We start from the raw sequence: 16915 nt of genomic DNA, 5'->3' as shown, positions 1-16915 counted from the left end.
GTTCAACAACCCGCCTATTCCGCCGGTGCCGCCCGTCCTCGCGGTTCAGACCGTCCGCGCAGGCGGTCGATCAGCAGACGTAGGCGGTCAATCAGAAGGTAGATCACGGGCGTGGTGTAGAGCGTCAGGACCTGCGAGACGAACAGGCCGCCGATGATGGTGATGCCCAGTGGACGCCGCAGCTCGGTGCCTGGCCCTGTCGCCACCACGAGCGGAATGCCGGCGAACAGTGCCGCCATGGTCGTCATCAGGATCGGGCGGAAGCGCGCCTGGCAGGCCTCGAAGATGGCTTCCGCCGAGGACAGGCCGCGCTGGCGCTCGGCATCGAGCGCGAAGTCGACCATCATGATGCCGTTCTTCTTGACGATGCCGATCAAGAGGATGATGCCGACGAACGCGATCACCGTCAGCGGCGTATTGGTGATCTGCAGCGCGAGCAACGCCCCCAAACCGGCCGAGGGCAGCGTCGAGATGATCGTGAGCGGATGAGCGAGACTCTCATAGAGCACCCCGAGCACGATATACATCGCCACCAGCGCGCCGAGGATGAGCAGCGGCTGCCGGCCGCTGGTCTTGGCGAAATCGCCGGCATTGCCGTCGAAGCTGCCGCGGATGCCTTCGGGCATGTGCAATTCGTCGACAGCACGCTGGATGTTCTGGGTCGCCGCCTGAAGCTCCACGTCAGGCAAGGTGTTGAACGACACCGTGGTCGAGGGCACCGACTGCGAATGATAGACCGCGAGCGCAGCGAGCCCGCGGCTCGCATGTACCACGGCGGACAGCGGCACCTGCACGTCACCCGCGCCGGCGACGTAAATGCGTTCCAGGTTGGAGGGATCGACCTGGAATTTCGGGTCGATCTCCAGCACGGTCATGTACTGGTTGCGTTGGGTGTAGATGATCGAGATCTGCCGCTGCGAAAAGGCGTTGTTCAGGGCATTGTCGATGTCCTGGACCTTGACGCCGAGGGCTGCGGCCTTCTGGCGATCGATGTTCAATGTCAGCTGAAGTCCGCCGGGATCGCGGTCGCTGGAAATATCGGTGATGCCCTCGACCGTCTCCATGCGCTTGGCCACGATCGGCGCCCATTTCTGCAGCAGGTCGAGGTCGGTGCTCGAGAGCGTGTATTGATAGTTGGAATCGCTCTGCCGGCCGCCGGCGCGCACGTCCTGGGCGGCGAACATGAAGAGACGAATGCCGGGCACGGGAAACAGTGCCTTCCGCAGCCGATCGATCACGACCTGCGTCGAGATGTGATCGCGCTCCTCCGGCGGCTTCAGAGTGATGTACATGATGCCGCGGTTCGAGGTCGCGCCGCCCGGCCCACCGCCGCTGCCGACACTCGAGCCAATACTGGCCACGGCCGGATCCTGCATCACGATGTCGGCGAGGCGCTGCTGCAGCGTCAGCATCGACTGGAACGAGATGTCGGCCGAGGCCCGCGTCGCGCCGATCACGAAGCCGGAATCATCCGTCGGGAAATAGCCCTTGGGCACCTTGATGTAGAGCACCACCGTCAGGGCGATGGTGGCGAAGAACACCAGCAGCGTCAGCAGCGGAAACTCGAGCACGGCGCGCAAGGTCCGGGTGTAGAACGCGACGACACGCGACAGCGAGCCTTCGATCAGGCGGTCGAACAGTGTGGCGGAGCCCGACGTGGTCTGCCTGATATAATGGGCGCAGATCATCGGCGTGACCGTCAGCGACACCAGGGTCGAGACCAGAATCGCGAAGGTCAGCGTCAGCGAGAATTCGCGCAACAGGCGGCCCACGATGCCGTCCATGAAGATCAGCGGCGTGAAGGCCGCGATCAGCGACAGGCTGATCGAGACCACCGTGAAGCCGATCTGCCTGGCGCCCTCCAGCGCGGCCTGCATCGGCCGCATGCCGTGCTCGAGATTGCGGAACATGTTCTCGATCATGACGATGGCGTCGTCGACCACGAATCCGACCGAGATCGCCAGCGCCATCAGCGACAGATTGTCGATCGAGAAGCCGGCGACCCACATCCCCGCGCAGGTTCCGGCCAGCGCCAGCGGCACCGAAATGCCGGCGGCGATGGTCGGCGTCACGCGACGCAGGAACACGAACACCACGACCATGACGAGAACTGCGGTCGCCAGCAGCGTCCACTGCATGTCCATGACGCTGGCGCGGATCGTCGAGGTGCGGTCGACCAGCGTGGAAACGTCGACGCCGGCCGGAATCCACTGCTTCAGCTCGGGGATCAGCGCTTTGACCCTGTCCACGGTATCGATGACGTTGGCGTCGCCCTGCTTGGTGATCTGGATCAGCACCGCCGGCTGCTTGTTGAACCAGGCGATCGAGCGCGCGTTGCGCACGCTGTCCTCGATCTCGGCGACGTCGGAGAGCTTGACGAAATTGCCGCCCGAGCTCTTGATGACGATGTCGCGGAATTCCTGCGCCGTGCGCATCTGCCTGTTCAGCGACAGCGTCTCGCTCTGGCGCTCGCCGTTGAAGATGCCGACCGGACCAAGCGGGTTGGCGTTGATGATCGCGGTCCGTACGTCGTCGGTGGCGATTCCCGCATTCGACAGCGCCACCGGGTTGAGCTGGATCCGCACGGCCGGCTGGTCGGCGCCCGACACCGTCACGTCGCCAACACCAGGTACCTGCGAGATACGCTGCGCCAGCACGGTGTCGGCGACGTCGTAGATGGCGCTGGCGGACAGTGTCTTGGAGGTCAGCGCCAGCACGAAGACGGGCGCGCCGGCCGTGTTCGCTTTCCGGAATTTAGGCAGCGTCGGAAGATCGCTGGGGAGATCGACCAGCGCGGCGTTGATGGCGGCCTGCACGTCACGCGCCGCCTTGTCGATGTTGCGGCCGATGTCGAACTGGAGCTGGATGTTCGCGGTGCCGAGCGAACTCGTCGACGTGATCTGGTTGATCCCTGCGATTTCGCCGAGCCGCCGTTCCAGCGGCGCCGCGACGGTCGCGGCCATCACAGACGGGTCGGCGCCGGGCCGGCTGGCCGAGACGAAGATGGCGGGGAAATCGACATTCGGGACCGAGGCGACGGGGAGGAACTCGTAGGCGACGCCCCCCAGCAGAAACAGTCCGATCGACAGCAGAGTGGTCGCAACGGGGCGGCGGATGAAGGGCTCCGAGATCGATGCCATCACTGCATCCCCTCAGTCGCGCCGGCCGTCGGCGCCTCGGGCTCGGGCGGCGGCAGCGCCTGCTCGAGGCGGCGGTTGATGCGGTCGAGCGCGAGATAGATCACGGGCGTGGTGTAGAGCGTCAGGAGCTGGCTCAGGAGCAGGCCGCCGATGATGGAGATGCCGAGCGGGAATCGCAGCTCGGCGCCCGTGCCGCTCTCGATCGCGAGCGGCAGCGCGCCGAACAGCGCGGCCAGCGTCGTCATCATGATCGGGCGGAAGCGCAACAGGCAGGCCTGCACGATGGCTTCGTGGGCCGGCATGCCCTGACCGCGCTCGGCTTCCAGTGCGAAGTCGATCATCATGATCGCGTTCTTCTTGACGATGCCCATCAAGAGAATGATGCCGATCAGGCCGATCACCGAGAGATCCTGCCCGCACAGGATCAGCGCCAGGATGGCGCCGACGCCGGCCGACGGCAGCGTCGAGAGGATCGTGATCGGGTGGATGTAACTCTCATAGAGCACGCCCAGCACGATGTAGATCGTGATCACGGCGGCGAGCAGCAGCCAGGGTTGGCCGGCCAGCGCCTTGGCGAACTCGGCGGCATCGCCCGCATAGACGCCGACGATGCTGTTGGGCATGCCGATGCGGGTTTCGATCGACTTCACCTCATCGACCGCGTCGCCGAGCGCCGCACCCGGGGCGAGGTTGAAGCTGAGCGAGATCGCCGGGAACTGGGCCTGGTGCGAGATCGCCAGCGGCGCCGTGGTGCGCTTCAACGTCGCCACCGCGTCGAGCGGCACCTGGGCATTGGGCGCACCGGCCACCGCGGAGCTGGCGCCGCCCGGCAAGTACAGTTTCGACAGAATCGAGGGATCGCGCTGGTACATCGGCAACGCCTCCAGCACCACGCGATACTGGTTGGCCTGACCATAGATCGTGGAGATCTGGCGCTGCGCGAAGGCATCATTGAGCGTGTCGGTGATGGCTTGCAGGCTGACGCCGAGCTGGCCGGCGCGGGTGCGGTCGACCTCCAGCTGCGCGCGCAGGCCGCCTTCCTGGGCTTCCGAGGAGACGTCGCGGAACAGGGGATCGCGCCGCATCTCGCCGACGAGCTTGCGGGCCCATTCCGACACCAGCGTCGCGTCGGTACCTGTCAGCGTATACTGGTACTGCGAGCGGCTCGACTGGGTCGAAATCTGCACGTCCTGCACCGGCTGGAAATAAACCGTCATGCCGGGAATGCCGGAGACCTTGTCCTTCAACCTCGCAATGACAATGCCGACATCGTCGCGGCGCTCGCCGCGCGGCTTCAAAGTCATGACGAGGCGGCCGACATTGGTCGTCGGGTTGACCGACCCCGCGCCGATCACGGAGACCACACCCGTCACGTCGGGATCAGCCTTGATCGCGTCGGCGGCATCGGCCTGCCGCTTCTGCATCTCGGCAAAGGAGACATCGGGCCCCGCCTCCGTCACCGCCGTGATCGAGGCCGTGTCTTGCAGCGGCAGGAAACCTTTGGGCGCGACGACATAGAGGACGAGGGTTGCGGCTAAGGTCGCAAAGGTCACGACCAGCGTGGTTCGCTGGTGCCGCAACACCACGAGCAGCGTGCGGTGATAGAATTCGACGGTGCGGTCGATGAAGCGGCTGATGGCGGCAAGGCCCGGCACCGCCAGTTCCTCATGGGCGTGCTTGAGCAGCCGCGAGCACATCATCGGCGTCAGCGTCAGCGACACCACCGCCGAGGTCACGACCGCGATGGTCAGCGTCAGCGCGAATTCGCGGAACATGCGGCCGACCAGGCCCGACATGAACAAAAGCGGGATGAACACCGCGATCAGCGACACCGTCAGCGAGATCACGGTGAAGCCGATTTCGCTGGCGCCCTTGAGCGAGGCCGTCATCGCATTGTCGCCGTCCTCCATGTGACGCACGATGTTCTCGATCATCACGATGGCGTCGTCGACGACGAAACCGGTGCCGATCGTCAGCGCCATCAGCGACAGATTGTCGAGGCTGAAGCCGGCAAAATACATGATCCCGAAGCTCGTGATCAGCGACAGCGGCAGCGCTACGCCCGCGATCAGCGTGGCCCGCAGCGAGCGCAGGAACAGCAGCACTACCAGCGTCACCAACACCACGCTGAGGATCAGCGTGAACTGCACGTCGTGGACGGAGGCACGGATGGTGACGGTGCGATCGGAGACGATGGTGAGCTTCACGCCGGCCGGAATCGCCCGTTGCATCTTCGGGATCTCGGCACGGATCTGTTTGACGACGTCGATGACGTTGGCGCCGGGCTGGCGCTGGATGTCGATGATGACGGCCGGCGTGCCCTGGTACCAGCCGCCGGTGCGATCGTTCTCGAGCCCGTCGACGATCTGCGCGACGTCGCCGATCGTCACAGGCGAGCCGTTGCGGTAGGCGATGATGATCGGCCTGTAAGCATCGGCGGCGGCGATCTGGTCGTTGGCCGCGATGATGTAGGATTGCTGGGCGCCGTCGAGCGAGCCTTTTGGCCCCGAGACGTTGGCGTTGGCGATCGCGGCGCGTAAGTCCTCCATCGCGATGCCGTAGGCGGCAAGGCGCGCCAGATCGGCCTGGATGCGCACGGCCGGCTTCAGCCCGCCAAGCACCGAGACGCGCCCCACCCCGGAGATCTGGCTGAGCCGTTGCGCCAGCAGCGTGTCGGCGATGTCGCTCATCGCCCGCAGCGAGATCGTGTCCGAGCGCAGAGCCAGCGTCATGACCGGCGCATCCGCCGGATTCACCTTGGCGTAAGTCGGCGGATAGGGCAGCGTCTTGGGCAAGACGCCGGCTGCGGCGTTGATCGCGGCCTGCACGTCCTGGGTGGCGCCGTCGATGTCGCGGTTGAGATCGAACTGGAGCGAGATCTGGCTGACGCCGAACGAGCTCGTCGAGTTCATCGCCGTCAGCGACGGGATCTGGCCGAGCTGCCGCTCCAGCGGCGCCGTGATCAGCGAGGCGATCACGTCGGGGCTCGCGCCGGGCAGCTGCGTCGACACCTGCACGGTCGGAAAGTCGACCTGCGGCAGCGCCGAGACCGGCAGCGCGAAATAACCCAGCAGCCCGCCAATCAGCAGCGCAATGCCAAGCAGCGAGGTCGCGATCGGACGGCGGATGAAGGGTTCGGAGACACCCATGTGATGCGCCTGCCGCTCAGGCGGCTGTTGCCGGGATCATGGCTGCTTGGCTCCAGATCCGGATGGTTGAGCCCCCGATGGTTGAGCCCCCGGCCCCGGCGCAGGCCCGGTCTGGCCCTTCTGATCGCCCTCGCTGCTCTTCCGCTTGGCGCGGAATTCACCGTCCCTGCCTTGTCCGTCCTTCTGGCCATCTTTGGCCTGACCGCCCTTCCCGTCGGCTTGCGGAGCGCGCGTGCGCTTGCGCGGGGCGAGGTCGGCCGACGGCGTCTGCTCGTCGCGGCCGATGATGACCTTGGAGCCATCGGATAGATTGGCAAAGCCCGTGGTGACCACCTTGTCGTTCGCCGTCAGGCCGCTCGCAATGACCGCATCATGCTCGTTCTGCTGCGTCACCGTCACGGGCTTGGCCGTCACCACGTTGTCCTCGCCGATGACATAGCTGAACGTGCCGATCGGTCCGCGCTGCACGGCAGACGTCGGCACCACCAGCGCCTGGTTCAGCGTTTCGACTTTGAGGCGGACATTGACGAACTGGCCGGGCCAGAGTTGGTAGTTGGCGTTGGGGAATTCCGCCTTGAGCTTGAGCGTGCCGGTGGTCTGGTCGACCTGGTTGTCGATGCCGGTGAGCTTGCCGGTGTCGATCACGGTGACGCCGTCATTGCCGAACACGTCGACCGACAGCGCGCCCTTCGCGGCGGCGGCATTGACCCGCATGATCTGTTGCTGCGGCAGGCTGAACCACACCGCGATCGGCTGCAATTGCGTGATGACGACGAGGCCGATGGTGTCGGAAGCGTGGATGATGTTGCCCTGATCGACCTGACGAAGGCCGACGCGGCCCGACAGCGGCGCCACGATCTTGGTATAGCTCAGCGTCGCGGCCGCATTGTCGATCGCGGCCTGATCGGCCTTGACCAGCGCCTCGGTCTGCGCGACCGCCGCGCGCTGGGTATCGGCCTGCTGCTTCGAGCCGGCATTGGACGCCGCGAGCTGCTCGTAGCGCGTGAGGTCGATGCGCTGGTTGGCGAGCTGGGCCTGGTCCTGGGCCTTCTTGGCGACCGCCTGGTCGTAGGTCGCCTGGTAGAGCGCGGGGTCGATCTCAGCCAGCACGTCGCCCTTCTTGACGTCCTGGCCTTCGGTGAAATTCACCACGATCAGCTTGCCGTCGACCTGCGAGCGCACGGTGACGGTGTTGAGCGCGCGGATCGCGCCGACGCCGTCGAGATAGACGGGCACGTCCTGGACCTTGGGCGTCGCCGCCAGCACCGGCACCGGCAGATCGGGGCGCTGCTGGCCGCGTCCGTTCGCCTGCTGCTGCGGCTGCTGATGCATCACGGACCAGCCGAGATAACCGAGCCCGCCGAGGATCGCGAGCGTGATCAGCGTCATGACGAAGCCGCGGCCGCGCGACTTCTTCGCCGTCCCGTCTTTCACGTTGTCCTTCATGTCCGGCTTAAAGAGCATTGACCGGTTTCTCCATTCGCGGCTCCCAGCCGCCGCCGAGCGCCTGATACAGGCTGACGATGGCGAGAAGGCGTGCGAGCTGCGCTTGCGACAGCGTGTCTTCGGCCTGGAACAGCGTCAGCTGGGTGTTGAGCACGGTCACGATGTCGGCCGTGCCGGCGCGCAGCTGTTGCTCGGCAAGATCGAAGGCGCGCCGCGAAGCGTTGACGACATCGCGCTGCAATTGCAGCTTGATCGTGGTCTGCCTTATTGAAAATAGTGCGTTGTCGACGTCGGTGAAGGCCTGGACGATGGTCTTGCGGTAGGTTTGCAGCAATTCCTCCTGCCGCGCCTTGGCATATTCGAAATTGCCGAGGATCTTGCCGCCGTCGAAGATCGGCTGTGTCGCGCTGCCGACAAGCTGGAAGAACGCTGCGTGCGGCTGGAACAGTGAGACCAGTGCCGAGCTCTGGTAGCCGCCATTCCCGGTGAGTTGGATGGTCGGGAAGAACTGCGCGCGCGCGTTGCCGATATTGGCGGTGGCGGAGGCCAGCTGCGCCTCCTGCCGACGGATGTCCGGCCGCTGCGTGAGGAGCTCCGACGGCAGGCCGGGCGTCACGCGCGGGATGGCGATCCTGTCCAGCGAGCCACCCGCAAGGCGCACGCTCTCGGGCGGACGCGACACCAGCACGGCGAGTGCATTGGTGTTCTGGTCGAGGGTCTGGCGCAGCGGCGGCACCAGCGCCTTCTGATTGGCCAGCACGCTCTCCTGCTGGGCGACGTCGAGGTCGGTACCCGTGCCGGCCTTGCGGCGCTCGCGGATGGCATCGAGGATACGCTGGGCGCTGGCGATGTTGCGCTGGGCGGTGCGCAGGCGGTCCTGCGACGACAGCACCTGGAAATAGGCATTGGCGACCGCTGCGAGCGTCGTCAGCGCGACGGTGTCGCGGTCGAAGCGGTTGGCCTTGGCGGTCTCCTCCGCCGTTTGGAGCGCGTCGCGGTTCTGGCCCCAGAAATCGAGCTGGTAGCTGGCGCTGAGCGACGCGGAGTAATTGACGACCTCGCGGCCGCCGTTGGTCAGGCCCGACGAGCTCGAGCCCGAGGTGCGCGAATAGGTTTCCTGCCCGCTCCCTGACAAACTCGGCAGCAGCGCCGCGCCGGCCTGCCGCGCCTGGGCGTCGGCCTCGACGATGCGCGAGACCGCGGCTGCGATATCGAGGTTGACGGTCTGCGCCTCCTCCATCAGCTGTGTCAGCTCCGCCGAGCGGAAGCCGCGCCACCAATCCAGAGTCGGCGGCGCATCCGTCTTGCCGGCATATTTGTATTGCGCGGGCACATCGAGCGCGGGATCGGGAAGGTCCTGGGTCAGCACGCAGGCGCCCGAACTCGACGCCAGGCACACGACTGCGACCGCTCGCAGCGTGCGGAGCGCAGGATCGAGGAAGCGCCTGGTGGCAACGGCCGGAACCCGCTGTGTCACATCCACCCCCCGCCGGACAGATCATGCCGCCCCCGCGCGGCCGGATTGGCCGATTCGCGGGCAGACGGCGGGAGGCGTTGATCCAACTCGTTCACGGCGTGATGCTTTCTGCAGACCTGGAAGCAATACTAGCCGGGCGCGGAACCGCGGGACAGTCCCGCACCTGCGAAACGCACAACCGAACGCGCCGGCGCAGGGGCTCTCGAAATGTAAGAAGTGCCTGTCTTGCAGTCTTTTTTCAGCTTCCAACAGACTTCAGAAACACAATCAAGCTTACGAAGATTTCATGTGGTATTGCAGCCACATCGTTCGCGCCAGCTTCGCTATCCTGCGATTGTTGGCTTTCGATCGTCGCCTTCGATCCGTCGGGGCAAAGCCGATCCGTGGGCAGGCCACCTTCGCAATTCAGCAATGAGAGTGTGCGCCCTCGCCTTGTGTGTCCTGCGACCCTACTTTAGGGTCGCGTCCAATCGCGAAACCAGCCGGTGTTGCCTGACATGACCATCAAAAACGACGTTGTCGACGCCATCGGCAACACTCCGCTCATCAAGCTCAAGCGCGCCTCCGAATTGACCGGCTGCACGATCCTCGGCAAGGCCGAGTTCATGAATCCCGGCCAATCGGTCAAGGATCGCGCCGGCAAATGGATGATTCAGGAAGCCGAGAAGCGCGGCGAGCTGAAGCCGGGCGGCCTGGTGGTGGAAGCGACCGCCGGCAACACCGGCATCGGCCTTGCGGTGGTGGCGAGCGCGCGCGGCTATCGCACGCTGATCGTGATCCCGGAGACGCAGAGCCAGGAGAAGAAGGATTTTCTGAAGCTGTGCGGCGCCCAGCTGCTGGAATCGCCAGCGCTGCCCTACTCCAACCCGAACAATTACCAGCATGTCGGCCGCCGTCTTGCCGACGAGCTGCGCAAGACCGAGCCGAACGGCGTCCTGTTCGCCGACCAGTGGAACAACCTCGACAACGCCAAGGCTCATTATGAGTCGACCGGTCCCGAAATCTGGCAACAGACCGGCGGCAAGGTCGACGGCTTCGTCTGCTCGGTCGGCAGCGGCGGCACGCTCGCCGGCACCAGCCGCTATCTGAAAGAGAAGAACAGGGACGTCCGGATTGCCTGCGCCGATCCGCACGGCGCCGGCATGTTCGAATATTTCAGGACCGGCACCGCCAAGGCGAGCCCCGGCGACTCCATCACGGAAGGCATTGGCCTCGGTCGCGCGACCGCAATCGTCGAGAGTGCGAAGGTCGATGATGCCTTCCTCATTCCCGATGCCGAAGCTGTTACGGTGATCTACGAGCTGCTCCAGCACGAAGGCCTGTGCCTCGGCGGATCGACTGGCATCAACATTGTGGGCGCGATGCGCCTCGCCAAGCAGCTCGGGCCGGGCAAGACCATCGTCACCATTCTCTGCGATTCCGGCAGCCGCTATCAGTCAAAACTGTTCAACGCCGATTTCATGCGCGCCAAGAACCTTCCCGTGCCGGAATGGCTGGAGAAGCGCAGCAACATCAAATTGCCGTTCGTCTAGTCAGCGAGATCAGCGCAGGATCTGGCTCAAGAACAGCTTCGTGCGGGCGTGCTGCGGGGTGGCGAAGAATTCGTTCGGCGTGTTGGCCTCGATGATCTGGCCGGCGTCCATGAACACGACGCGGTTGGCGACTTCCTTGGCAAAGCCCATCTCGTGGGTGACGACCAGCATGGTCATGCCCTCCCCGGCAAGATCGACCATGGTGTCGAGGACCTCCTTGACCATTTCAGGATCGAGCGCCGAGGTCGGCTCGTCGAACAGCATCACCTTCGGATTCATGGTCAGGGCGCGCGCGATGGCGACGCGTTGCTGTTGGCCCCCGGACATCTGGCCGGGAAACTTGTTGGCCTGGTGCGGGATCTTCACCCGCTCCAGGAATTTCATCGCGGTTTCCTCGGCGTCCTTCTTGGGGATGTTGCGCACCCAGATCGGCGCCAGCGTGCAATTGTCCAGCACGGTCAGGTGCGGGAACAGATTGAAGCTCTGGAACACCATGCCGACCTCGCGCCGCACGGCATCGACATGCTTCAAGTTCGGGCCGAGCTCGATGCCGTCAACGACGATCTGGCCCTCCTGAAATTCCTCCAGCGCGTTGATGCAGCGGATCAGGGTCGACTTGCCCGAGCCTGACGGGCCGCAGATCACGATGCGCTCACCCTTGACGACCTCGAGGTCGATGTCACGCAGCACGTGAAATTCGCCGTACCACTTGTTGAGACCGGAAATGTTGACGATGGGGTCAGCAGGCATGACGGCCTCGATCAGTTGCGGCGGTGGGCGTTGAGACGGCGCTCGACGAAAAGTGAATAGCGCGACATTCCGAAGCAGAACAGGAAATAGATGATGCCGGCGAAGGCAAAGCCGGTGAACGCCGTCGACGGCGTCGCCCATTTCGGATCCGAGAACGAGGCCCGGAGCGAGCCCAACAGGTCAAACAGCGCCACGATCGAGACCAGCGAGGTGTCCTTGAACAGCGAGATGAAGCTGTTGACGAGGTTCGGAATGACGTGACGCAGGGCCTGCGGCAGCACGATCAGCGCGGTCGTCTTCCACCACGACAGCCCGAGCGCCGCCGCCGCCTCGCTCTGCCCGCGCGGGATCGCGGCGAGCCCGCCGCGAACGTTCTCGGCCTGGTAGGCGCCGGTGAACAATGCGATGCCGATCAGCGCGCGCACCAGACCGTCGACGGAGAAATTGCCCGGCAGGAATAGCGGCAGCATGTAGGTCGCGAAGAACAGCACGGTGATCAGCGGCACGCCGCGCCAGAACTCGATGAAGGCAATCGAGAAGATCCGGATCAGGGGGATGGAAGCGCGCCGGCCGAGCGCCAGCGCGATGCCGATCGGCAGCGAGGTGACGATGCCGGTGACCGAGACCACCAGCGTCACCAGCAGGCCGCCCCAGAGATTGGTGGCGACGATCGGCAGCCCGCCGTGGTCGAGGCCCATCAGCTTGATGATGATCGCGACGGCGACAAAGGTGGCGATGCTGGACCCGAGCGCGCGCCCGCCGCCGCGCATGCCGCCACCGAGGACAAAGCCGGTCAGCGAGACGAACGCGGCCGTGAGGACGAGGTCGACCCAGACCGGCTGGCCTGTTTGCTGGATCTGGTCGCGCAGCCAGGTCAGCGGGAAGATCAGCCAATGAATCGCGACGCCGAGCAGCGTGATGAGATGACCAATGAGCCACAAGAGCGGCGCGATGGCCGATGTCCCACTCAGGCCGAGCACGACCTGCCCGGCGCTGACGATGCTGTCGTCGAACAATTCAAGCAGGCCGGCCGTCCAGCTCAGGCCGAAGCCGGTGATGCCGCCGCCATGGAGCAGGAAGAACGCCACGGCAGGAAACGCCAGGAAGAACAGGCCGGCGTTGAGGCCTTTGGCCGGCAGCCGCGGAATCAGCAGCGGCAGCAGCAGGGCTGCCGCCAGGATCAGCGCAAGATCGACCCGCCAGCGCTCGGCCTCGGGATAGAAGCCGTAGATCAACTGCGGCAGCTTGGCCTGGATGTAGGGCCAGCAGGCGCCGACCGCGAAACCGGCGTTCTCGGTCAGGCAGGCGCCGCGGTCGCTGCCGGTCCAGACCGCATCGACGACAAGGAATCTGACGGACGGAATGATCGTGAACCAGAGCAGCAGGAGGCCGACGATGGTGAGCAGAATATTGGTCGGCGAGTTCAACAGGCGGGTGCGCAGCAGGCCGACAAGCCCTGATGTCTTGATCGGCGCGGGGCGCTCGCTGACCAGGTCCTGACGGACGAAGGACGAGGCGGTGATGTCGCTCATGCGCCGAGACTCCGGCTAAGTCGCCAGCCATAGATGCTCATCAGGGCGCTGGTGAAGAGGGAAATCAGGAGATAGACACCCATTGTCATGGCGATGATCTCGATCGCCTGCCCGGTCTGGCTCAGTGACGTGCCCGCCCATACCGATACCAGGTCGGGATAGCCGATCGCGACCGCGAGTGAGGAATTCTTGGTCAGATTGAGGTACTGATTGGTCAACGGCGGCACGATCACGCGCATGGCCTGCGGCACCACGATCAGCCGCAGCGTGTTGCCGCGGGAAAGGCCGAGCGAGGCTCCCGCCTCCATTTGCCCAGTGTGGACGGACAGGATACCGGCGCGCACGATCTCCGCGACGAAGGCAGCCGTGTAGGTCGACAGCGCCAGCGTCAGCGCGACGAATTCCGGAATGATGCGCGCGCCGCCGGCGAAATTAAAACCCTTGAGCTGCGGCAGCTCGACCGTGAAGGGCAGACCGAACACCGCCATCGTGACGAGCGGCAAGCCGATCAACAGGCCCAGCACGTAAGGCCAGATGCGGATCAACTGCCCGCGCAGGAACAGCGCCCGCCGCGCGTAGATGCGCAAGCTCAGCGCCGCGACGATGCCGAACACCAGGGCCGCCACGAACGGCTCCAGCCCGGCCTGGCCAATCGGCTGAGGAATGACGAGGCCACGATTGCTGATGAAGGCGATGCCCAGCAACGAAATGCTCTGCCTGGGATTGGGCAGCGCCGCGAGCACCGCCAGGTACCAGAACAGGATCTGGAACAGCAGCGGCAAATTGCGGATGATCTCGACGTAGATCTCGCCGACGCGCGACACCAGCCAGTTCGGCGACAGCCGGCACAGCGCGACGACGAAGCCGATCAAGGTGGAGAACACGATGCCCACCACCGAGACCACGAGCGTATTCAGAAGCCCGACCACGAACACGCGCAGGAACGTGTCGGAGCCGGTGTAGGAAATCAGGGTCTGGTTGACGTCGAAACCGGCATTGTTGGCAAGGAAGCCGAAGCCGGCTGCAATGTGCTGTTTTTCGAGGTTGGCTCGCGCATTCGAGATGATCTCGTAGGCGACCCAACCCAACACCGCCGCAAAGGCGAACTGGACGGCAACGCCGTTCCAGCCTGCCTTGCCACCCAGAAGGCGCCTGATCTTCAGGGCGATCTGGAGCGGCGGTTTACGAGCCTCGGTGCTCATTGCCGTTTGCCGGCTGATCGAGCGGGATCAGCGGATCGGGGGCGCGTACTGAAGACCACCCTTGTTCCAGAGATTGTTCAGACCCCGGTTGATGGCGAGGGGCGAACCGGAGCCGACATTGCGATCGAACATCTCGCCGTAATTGCCGACGGCCTTCACGATACGGATCACCCAATCATTGGTCACGCCGAGCTGCTCGCCGAAATTGCCGTCGGTGCCGAGGACACGTTTCAGCTCCGGATTCTCCATCTTGGCTTTCTCGTCGACATTCTTCGAGGTGATGCCAAGTTCCTCGGCGGTCACCATGGCGAATAGCGTCCATTTCACGAGATCGAACCACTGGTCGTCGCCGTGGCGCACCATCGGTCCGAGCGGCTCCTTCGAGATGATTTCCGGGAGAACCATATGATCGTTGGGATTGGCGAGCTTCAGACGGTTGGCGTAGAGGCCGGACTGGTCGGTGGTGAAGACGTCGCAGCGACCGGCTTCATAGGCCTTGACGGTTTCGTCGTTGGTGCCGAACGCGATCACCTCGTACTTCATGTTGTTGGCCTTGAAGTAGTCGGCCAGGTTCTGCTCGGTGGTGGTGCCGGTTTGCACGCAAACGGATGCGCTGTTGAGCTCCAGCGCGGAATTCACCTTGAGCGACTTCTTCACCATGAAGCCCTGCCCGTCATAATAGGTCACCCCGGTGAAATTCGCGCCGAGCGAGGTGTCGCGCGAGAGGGTCCAAGTGGTGTTGCGCGAGAGCAGGTCGATCTCGCCGGATTGCAGTGCGGTGAAGCGGTCCTTGGCCGAGGTCGGCACGAACTTCACTTTCGTCGGGTCGTTGAAGATCGCGGCGGCCACGGCGCGGCAGACGTCGACGTCGAGCCCGGTCCAGTTGCCCTTGTCATCAGGCGACGAGAAGCCCGGCAAGCCCTGGCTGACGCCGCAGGACAGCATGCCCCGATCCTTGACGGTCTTGAGCGTTTGCGCGTTGGCGGCCTGGCCAGAGAGGCCGGCGGCGAGAGCAAGAGAGAGAGCCAGGGTGACGCGTTTCATGGTTTCAGGCCTTTCAAGGTCGTCTCAAGGTCAGGAACGTTGTCTCAGGATCGTCTCCGCCAGGGCAATCCTGCTTAGGATCTGCCTTGCAAGAGTCATGCTGGAAAACCTTGCCGAACACTCGCCGATCCTGGGAGGCCATACCTTAATCCCCGCCGAAGGCGCCCGCCGTTGTGGCTGTGACGCAAGGTTCGGTCAAACGATGGATCGAAGGTCGCGGCAGGCCCCTCAACATGCGGCGACTGAATAGCACCTGCGCATCACAGAACGACTGGCGAGCCGGGTCAAGGGGTTGACGGGACTCTTCTGTGTTCTGTTATTAACGCCCGCGGCCTCCAAGCCGCCCCCGGCCGTGCGATCCGCGCCCGGCGGAAACGCCGTTTTGAAAGCAGACGCATGGATTCCTCGCACCCCGCACAGCAGCATGCCGATACCCGGCTGGTCACCTCCGGCCGCGACACCAAGGCGCAGAAGGGGTTCGTCAATCCGCCGGTGTTCCACGGCTCCACCGTGCTCTACCCGACCGCCGAGGACCTGCACGCCCATCGGGGCGAGTTCACCTATGGCCGCCACGGCACCCCGACCACGCGTGCGTTCCAGGACACGCTGATGGCACTGGAGGGACCGCAATGCGCCGGCGTCGGCATCGTACCGTCGGGCCTGTCGGCGATCTCCACCACTCTGCTCTCGGTGCTGAAGGCCGGCGACCATCTGCTGGTCGTTGACAACATCTATCGGCCCTCGCGCAATTTCTGCAACGGCATGCTCGCCCGCTACGGGGTCGAGACCACTTACTTTGATCCGCTGATCGGCGCCGGCATCGAAAAATTGTTCAAGCCCAACACCCGTGCCGTGCTGGTCGAGGCGCCGGGCTCGCAATCGTTCGAGATGCCTGATATCCGCGCCATCGCCGAAGTGGCGCATGCGCGTGACGCGCTCGTCATCGACGACAACACCTGGGCGACGCCGCTGTATCACCGCTCGCTCGAGCAGGGTGTCGACATCAGCATGCAGGCCGCCACGAAATATATCGGCGGCCATTCCGACATCATGTTCGGCACCATCTCGGCCAACGCCAAGACCTGGCCGCAAATTGCCGAAGGCATCCGCCTGCTCGGCGTCTGCGCCGGCCCCGATGACGTCTTCCTGGCGCTCCGCGGCCTCCGCACGCTGTCGGTGCGGCTCGCGCAGCACCATCGCTCCGGCCTCGACATGGCGCGCTGGCTTGCGGCGCGTCCCGAAGTCGCGCGCGTCCTGCATCCGGGGCTCGAGACCGATCCGGGCCACGCGATCTGGAAGCGCGATTTCACCGGCGCCTCCGGCCTGTTCAGCATCGTGCTGAAGCCGTCGCCGCAGAGCGCCGTCGACACAATGCTCAACACGCTCAAGCTGTTCGGCATGGGCTTCTCATGGGGCGGGTTCGAGAGCCTGGCGATTCCCTTCGATTGCGATACCTATCGCACCGCGACCAAGTGGGCGCCGGGCGGCCCGACGCTGCGACTTCACATCGGACTCGAGAGCGTCGACGATCTCAAGGCCGATCTCGATCGCGGCTTTGCTGCCCTCAAAGCGGCAATGTGAGCCTGCTACGAGGCAATGCGCCTGCGGACGCGCCAAGCCGCGCCGCGGCGGGAAAGAGCACT

10 protein-coding genes are annotated in these 16915 nt (G+C 64.7%); 2 read left to right on the top strand and 8 right to left on the bottom strand.

Annotated elements, in window-relative coordinates; translation table 11 throughout:
* Positions 1-14: 14 nt before the first annotated feature.
* From BM222_RS23705 to BM222_RS23690, 4 genes are read right to left on the bottom strand one after another with little or no spacing between them, the layout of a single operon-like run.
* Complete coding sequence (locus BM222_RS23705; RefSeq protein WP_092232922.1) at positions 15-3140, bottom strand: efflux RND transporter permease subunit; 3126 nt, start codon at positions 3138-3140, stop codon at positions 15-17.
* On the bottom strand, positions 3140-6289 hold the full coding sequence (locus BM222_RS23700; protein WP_092232919.1) for an efflux RND transporter permease subunit: 3150 nt from the start codon (positions 6287-6289) through the stop codon (positions 3140-3142). Before BM222_RS23700 ends, BM222_RS23705 begins: the two co-directional genes overlap by 1 nt.
* A 36-nt stretch (positions 6290-6325) precedes the next feature.
* Positions 6326-7753, bottom strand: a complete 1428-nt coding sequence (locus BM222_RS23695) for an efflux RND transporter periplasmic adaptor subunit (RefSeq protein WP_092232916.1) — start codon at positions 7751-7753, stop codon at positions 6326-6328.
* Positions 7743-9218 (bottom strand): efflux transporter outer membrane subunit, encoded by a 1476-nt coding sequence (locus BM222_RS23690; protein ID WP_092232913.1) that lies wholly within the window; start codon positions 9216-9218, stop codon positions 7743-7745. The genes BM222_RS23695 and BM222_RS23690 overlap by 11 nt, the downstream gene beginning before the upstream one ends.
* Before the next feature lie 491 nt (positions 9219-9709).
* Between BM222_RS23690 and BM222_RS23685 the strand changes: the two genes are divergently transcribed.
* Positions 9710-10744, top strand: coding sequence for a cysteine synthase A (locus BM222_RS23685; RefSeq protein WP_092232910.1), 1035 nt, complete (start codon positions 9710-9712; stop codon positions 10742-10744).
* Between the two features lie 9 nt (positions 10745-10753).
* Here BM222_RS23685 and BM222_RS23680 read toward each other — a convergent pair whose 3' ends face one another.
* From BM222_RS23680 to BM222_RS23665, 4 genes are read right to left on the bottom strand one after another with little or no spacing between them, the layout of a single operon-like run.
* Positions 10754-11494, bottom strand: coding sequence for an amino acid ABC transporter ATP-binding protein (locus tag BM222_RS23680; RefSeq protein WP_092232907.1), 741 nt, complete (start codon positions 11492-11494; stop codon positions 10754-10756).
* A gap of 11 nt (positions 11495-11505) precedes the next feature.
* Positions 11506-13026 carry an amino acid ABC transporter permease gene (locus BM222_RS23675; protein ID WP_092232904.1) on the bottom strand — a complete coding sequence of 507 codons (1521 nt, stop codon included), beginning with the start codon at positions 13024-13026 and terminating at the stop codon, positions 11506-11508.
* Positions 13023-14228, bottom strand: coding sequence for an amino acid ABC transporter permease (locus tag BM222_RS23670; RefSeq protein WP_092232901.1), 1206 nt, complete (start codon positions 14226-14228; stop codon positions 13023-13025). The genes BM222_RS23675 and BM222_RS23670 overlap by 4 nt, the downstream gene beginning before the upstream one ends.
* Before the next feature lie 27 nt (positions 14229-14255).
* Complete coding sequence (locus BM222_RS23665) at positions 14256-15272, bottom strand: amino acid ABC transporter substrate-binding protein (RefSeq protein WP_092232898.1); 1017 nt, start codon at positions 15270-15272, stop codon at positions 14256-14258.
* 396 nt (positions 15273-15668) lie between these two features.
* On the opposite strand from BM222_RS23665, the gene metC reads away from it, so the two are divergent.
* A complete protein-coding gene (gene metC, locus BM222_RS23660; protein WP_092232895.1) occupies positions 15669-16853 on the top strand; it encodes a cystathionine beta-lyase in 1185 nt (394 codons plus the stop codon).
* Positions 16854-16915 lie beyond the last annotated feature (62 nt).

This window comes from Bradyrhizobium sp. Gha (genome assembly GCF_900113735.1).
Taxonomy (GTDB): domain Bacteria; phylum Pseudomonadota; class Alphaproteobacteria; order Rhizobiales; family Xanthobacteraceae; genus Bradyrhizobium.
The sequence above is the reverse complement of the archived record's forward strand: the minus strand, read 5'-3'. Positions and strand labels throughout refer to the sequence as shown.

Excerpts from the sequence above, each read along its gene's own strand:
- BM222_RS23705 (WP_092232922.1), bottom strand. The coding sequence starts at position 3,140 with ATGGCATCGATCTCGGAGCCCTTCATCCGCCGCCCCGTTGCGACCACT.
- BM222_RS23700 (WP_092232919.1), bottom strand. The coding sequence starts at position 6,289 with ATGGGTGTCTCCGAACCCTTCATCCGCCGTCCGATCGCGACCTCGCTG.
- BM222_RS23695 (WP_092232916.1), bottom strand. The coding sequence starts at position 7,753 with ATGCTCTTTAAGCCGGACATGAAGGACAACGTGAAAGACGGGACGGCG.
- BM222_RS23685 (WP_092232910.1), top strand. The coding sequence starts at position 9,710 with ATGACCATCAAAAACGACGTTGTCGACGCCATCGGCAACACTCCGCTC.
- BM222_RS23680 (WP_092232907.1), bottom strand. The coding sequence starts at position 11,494 with ATGCCTGCTGACCCCATCGTCAACATTTCCGGTCTCAACAAGTGGTAC.
- BM222_RS23675 (WP_092232904.1), bottom strand. The coding sequence starts at position 13,026 with ATGAGCGACATCACCGCCTCGTCCTTCGTCCGTCAGGACCTGGTCAGC.
- BM222_RS23670 (WP_092232901.1), bottom strand. The coding sequence starts at position 14,228 with ATGAGCACCGAGGCTCGTAAACCGCCGCTCCAGATCGCCCTGAAGATC.
- BM222_RS23665 (WP_092232898.1), bottom strand. The coding sequence starts at position 15,272 with ATGAAACGCGTCACCCTGGCTCTCTCTCTTGCTCTCGCCGCCGGCCTC.
- metC (WP_092232895.1), top strand. The coding sequence starts at position 15,669 with ATGGATTCCTCGCACCCCGCACAGCAGCATGCCGATACCCGGCTGGTC.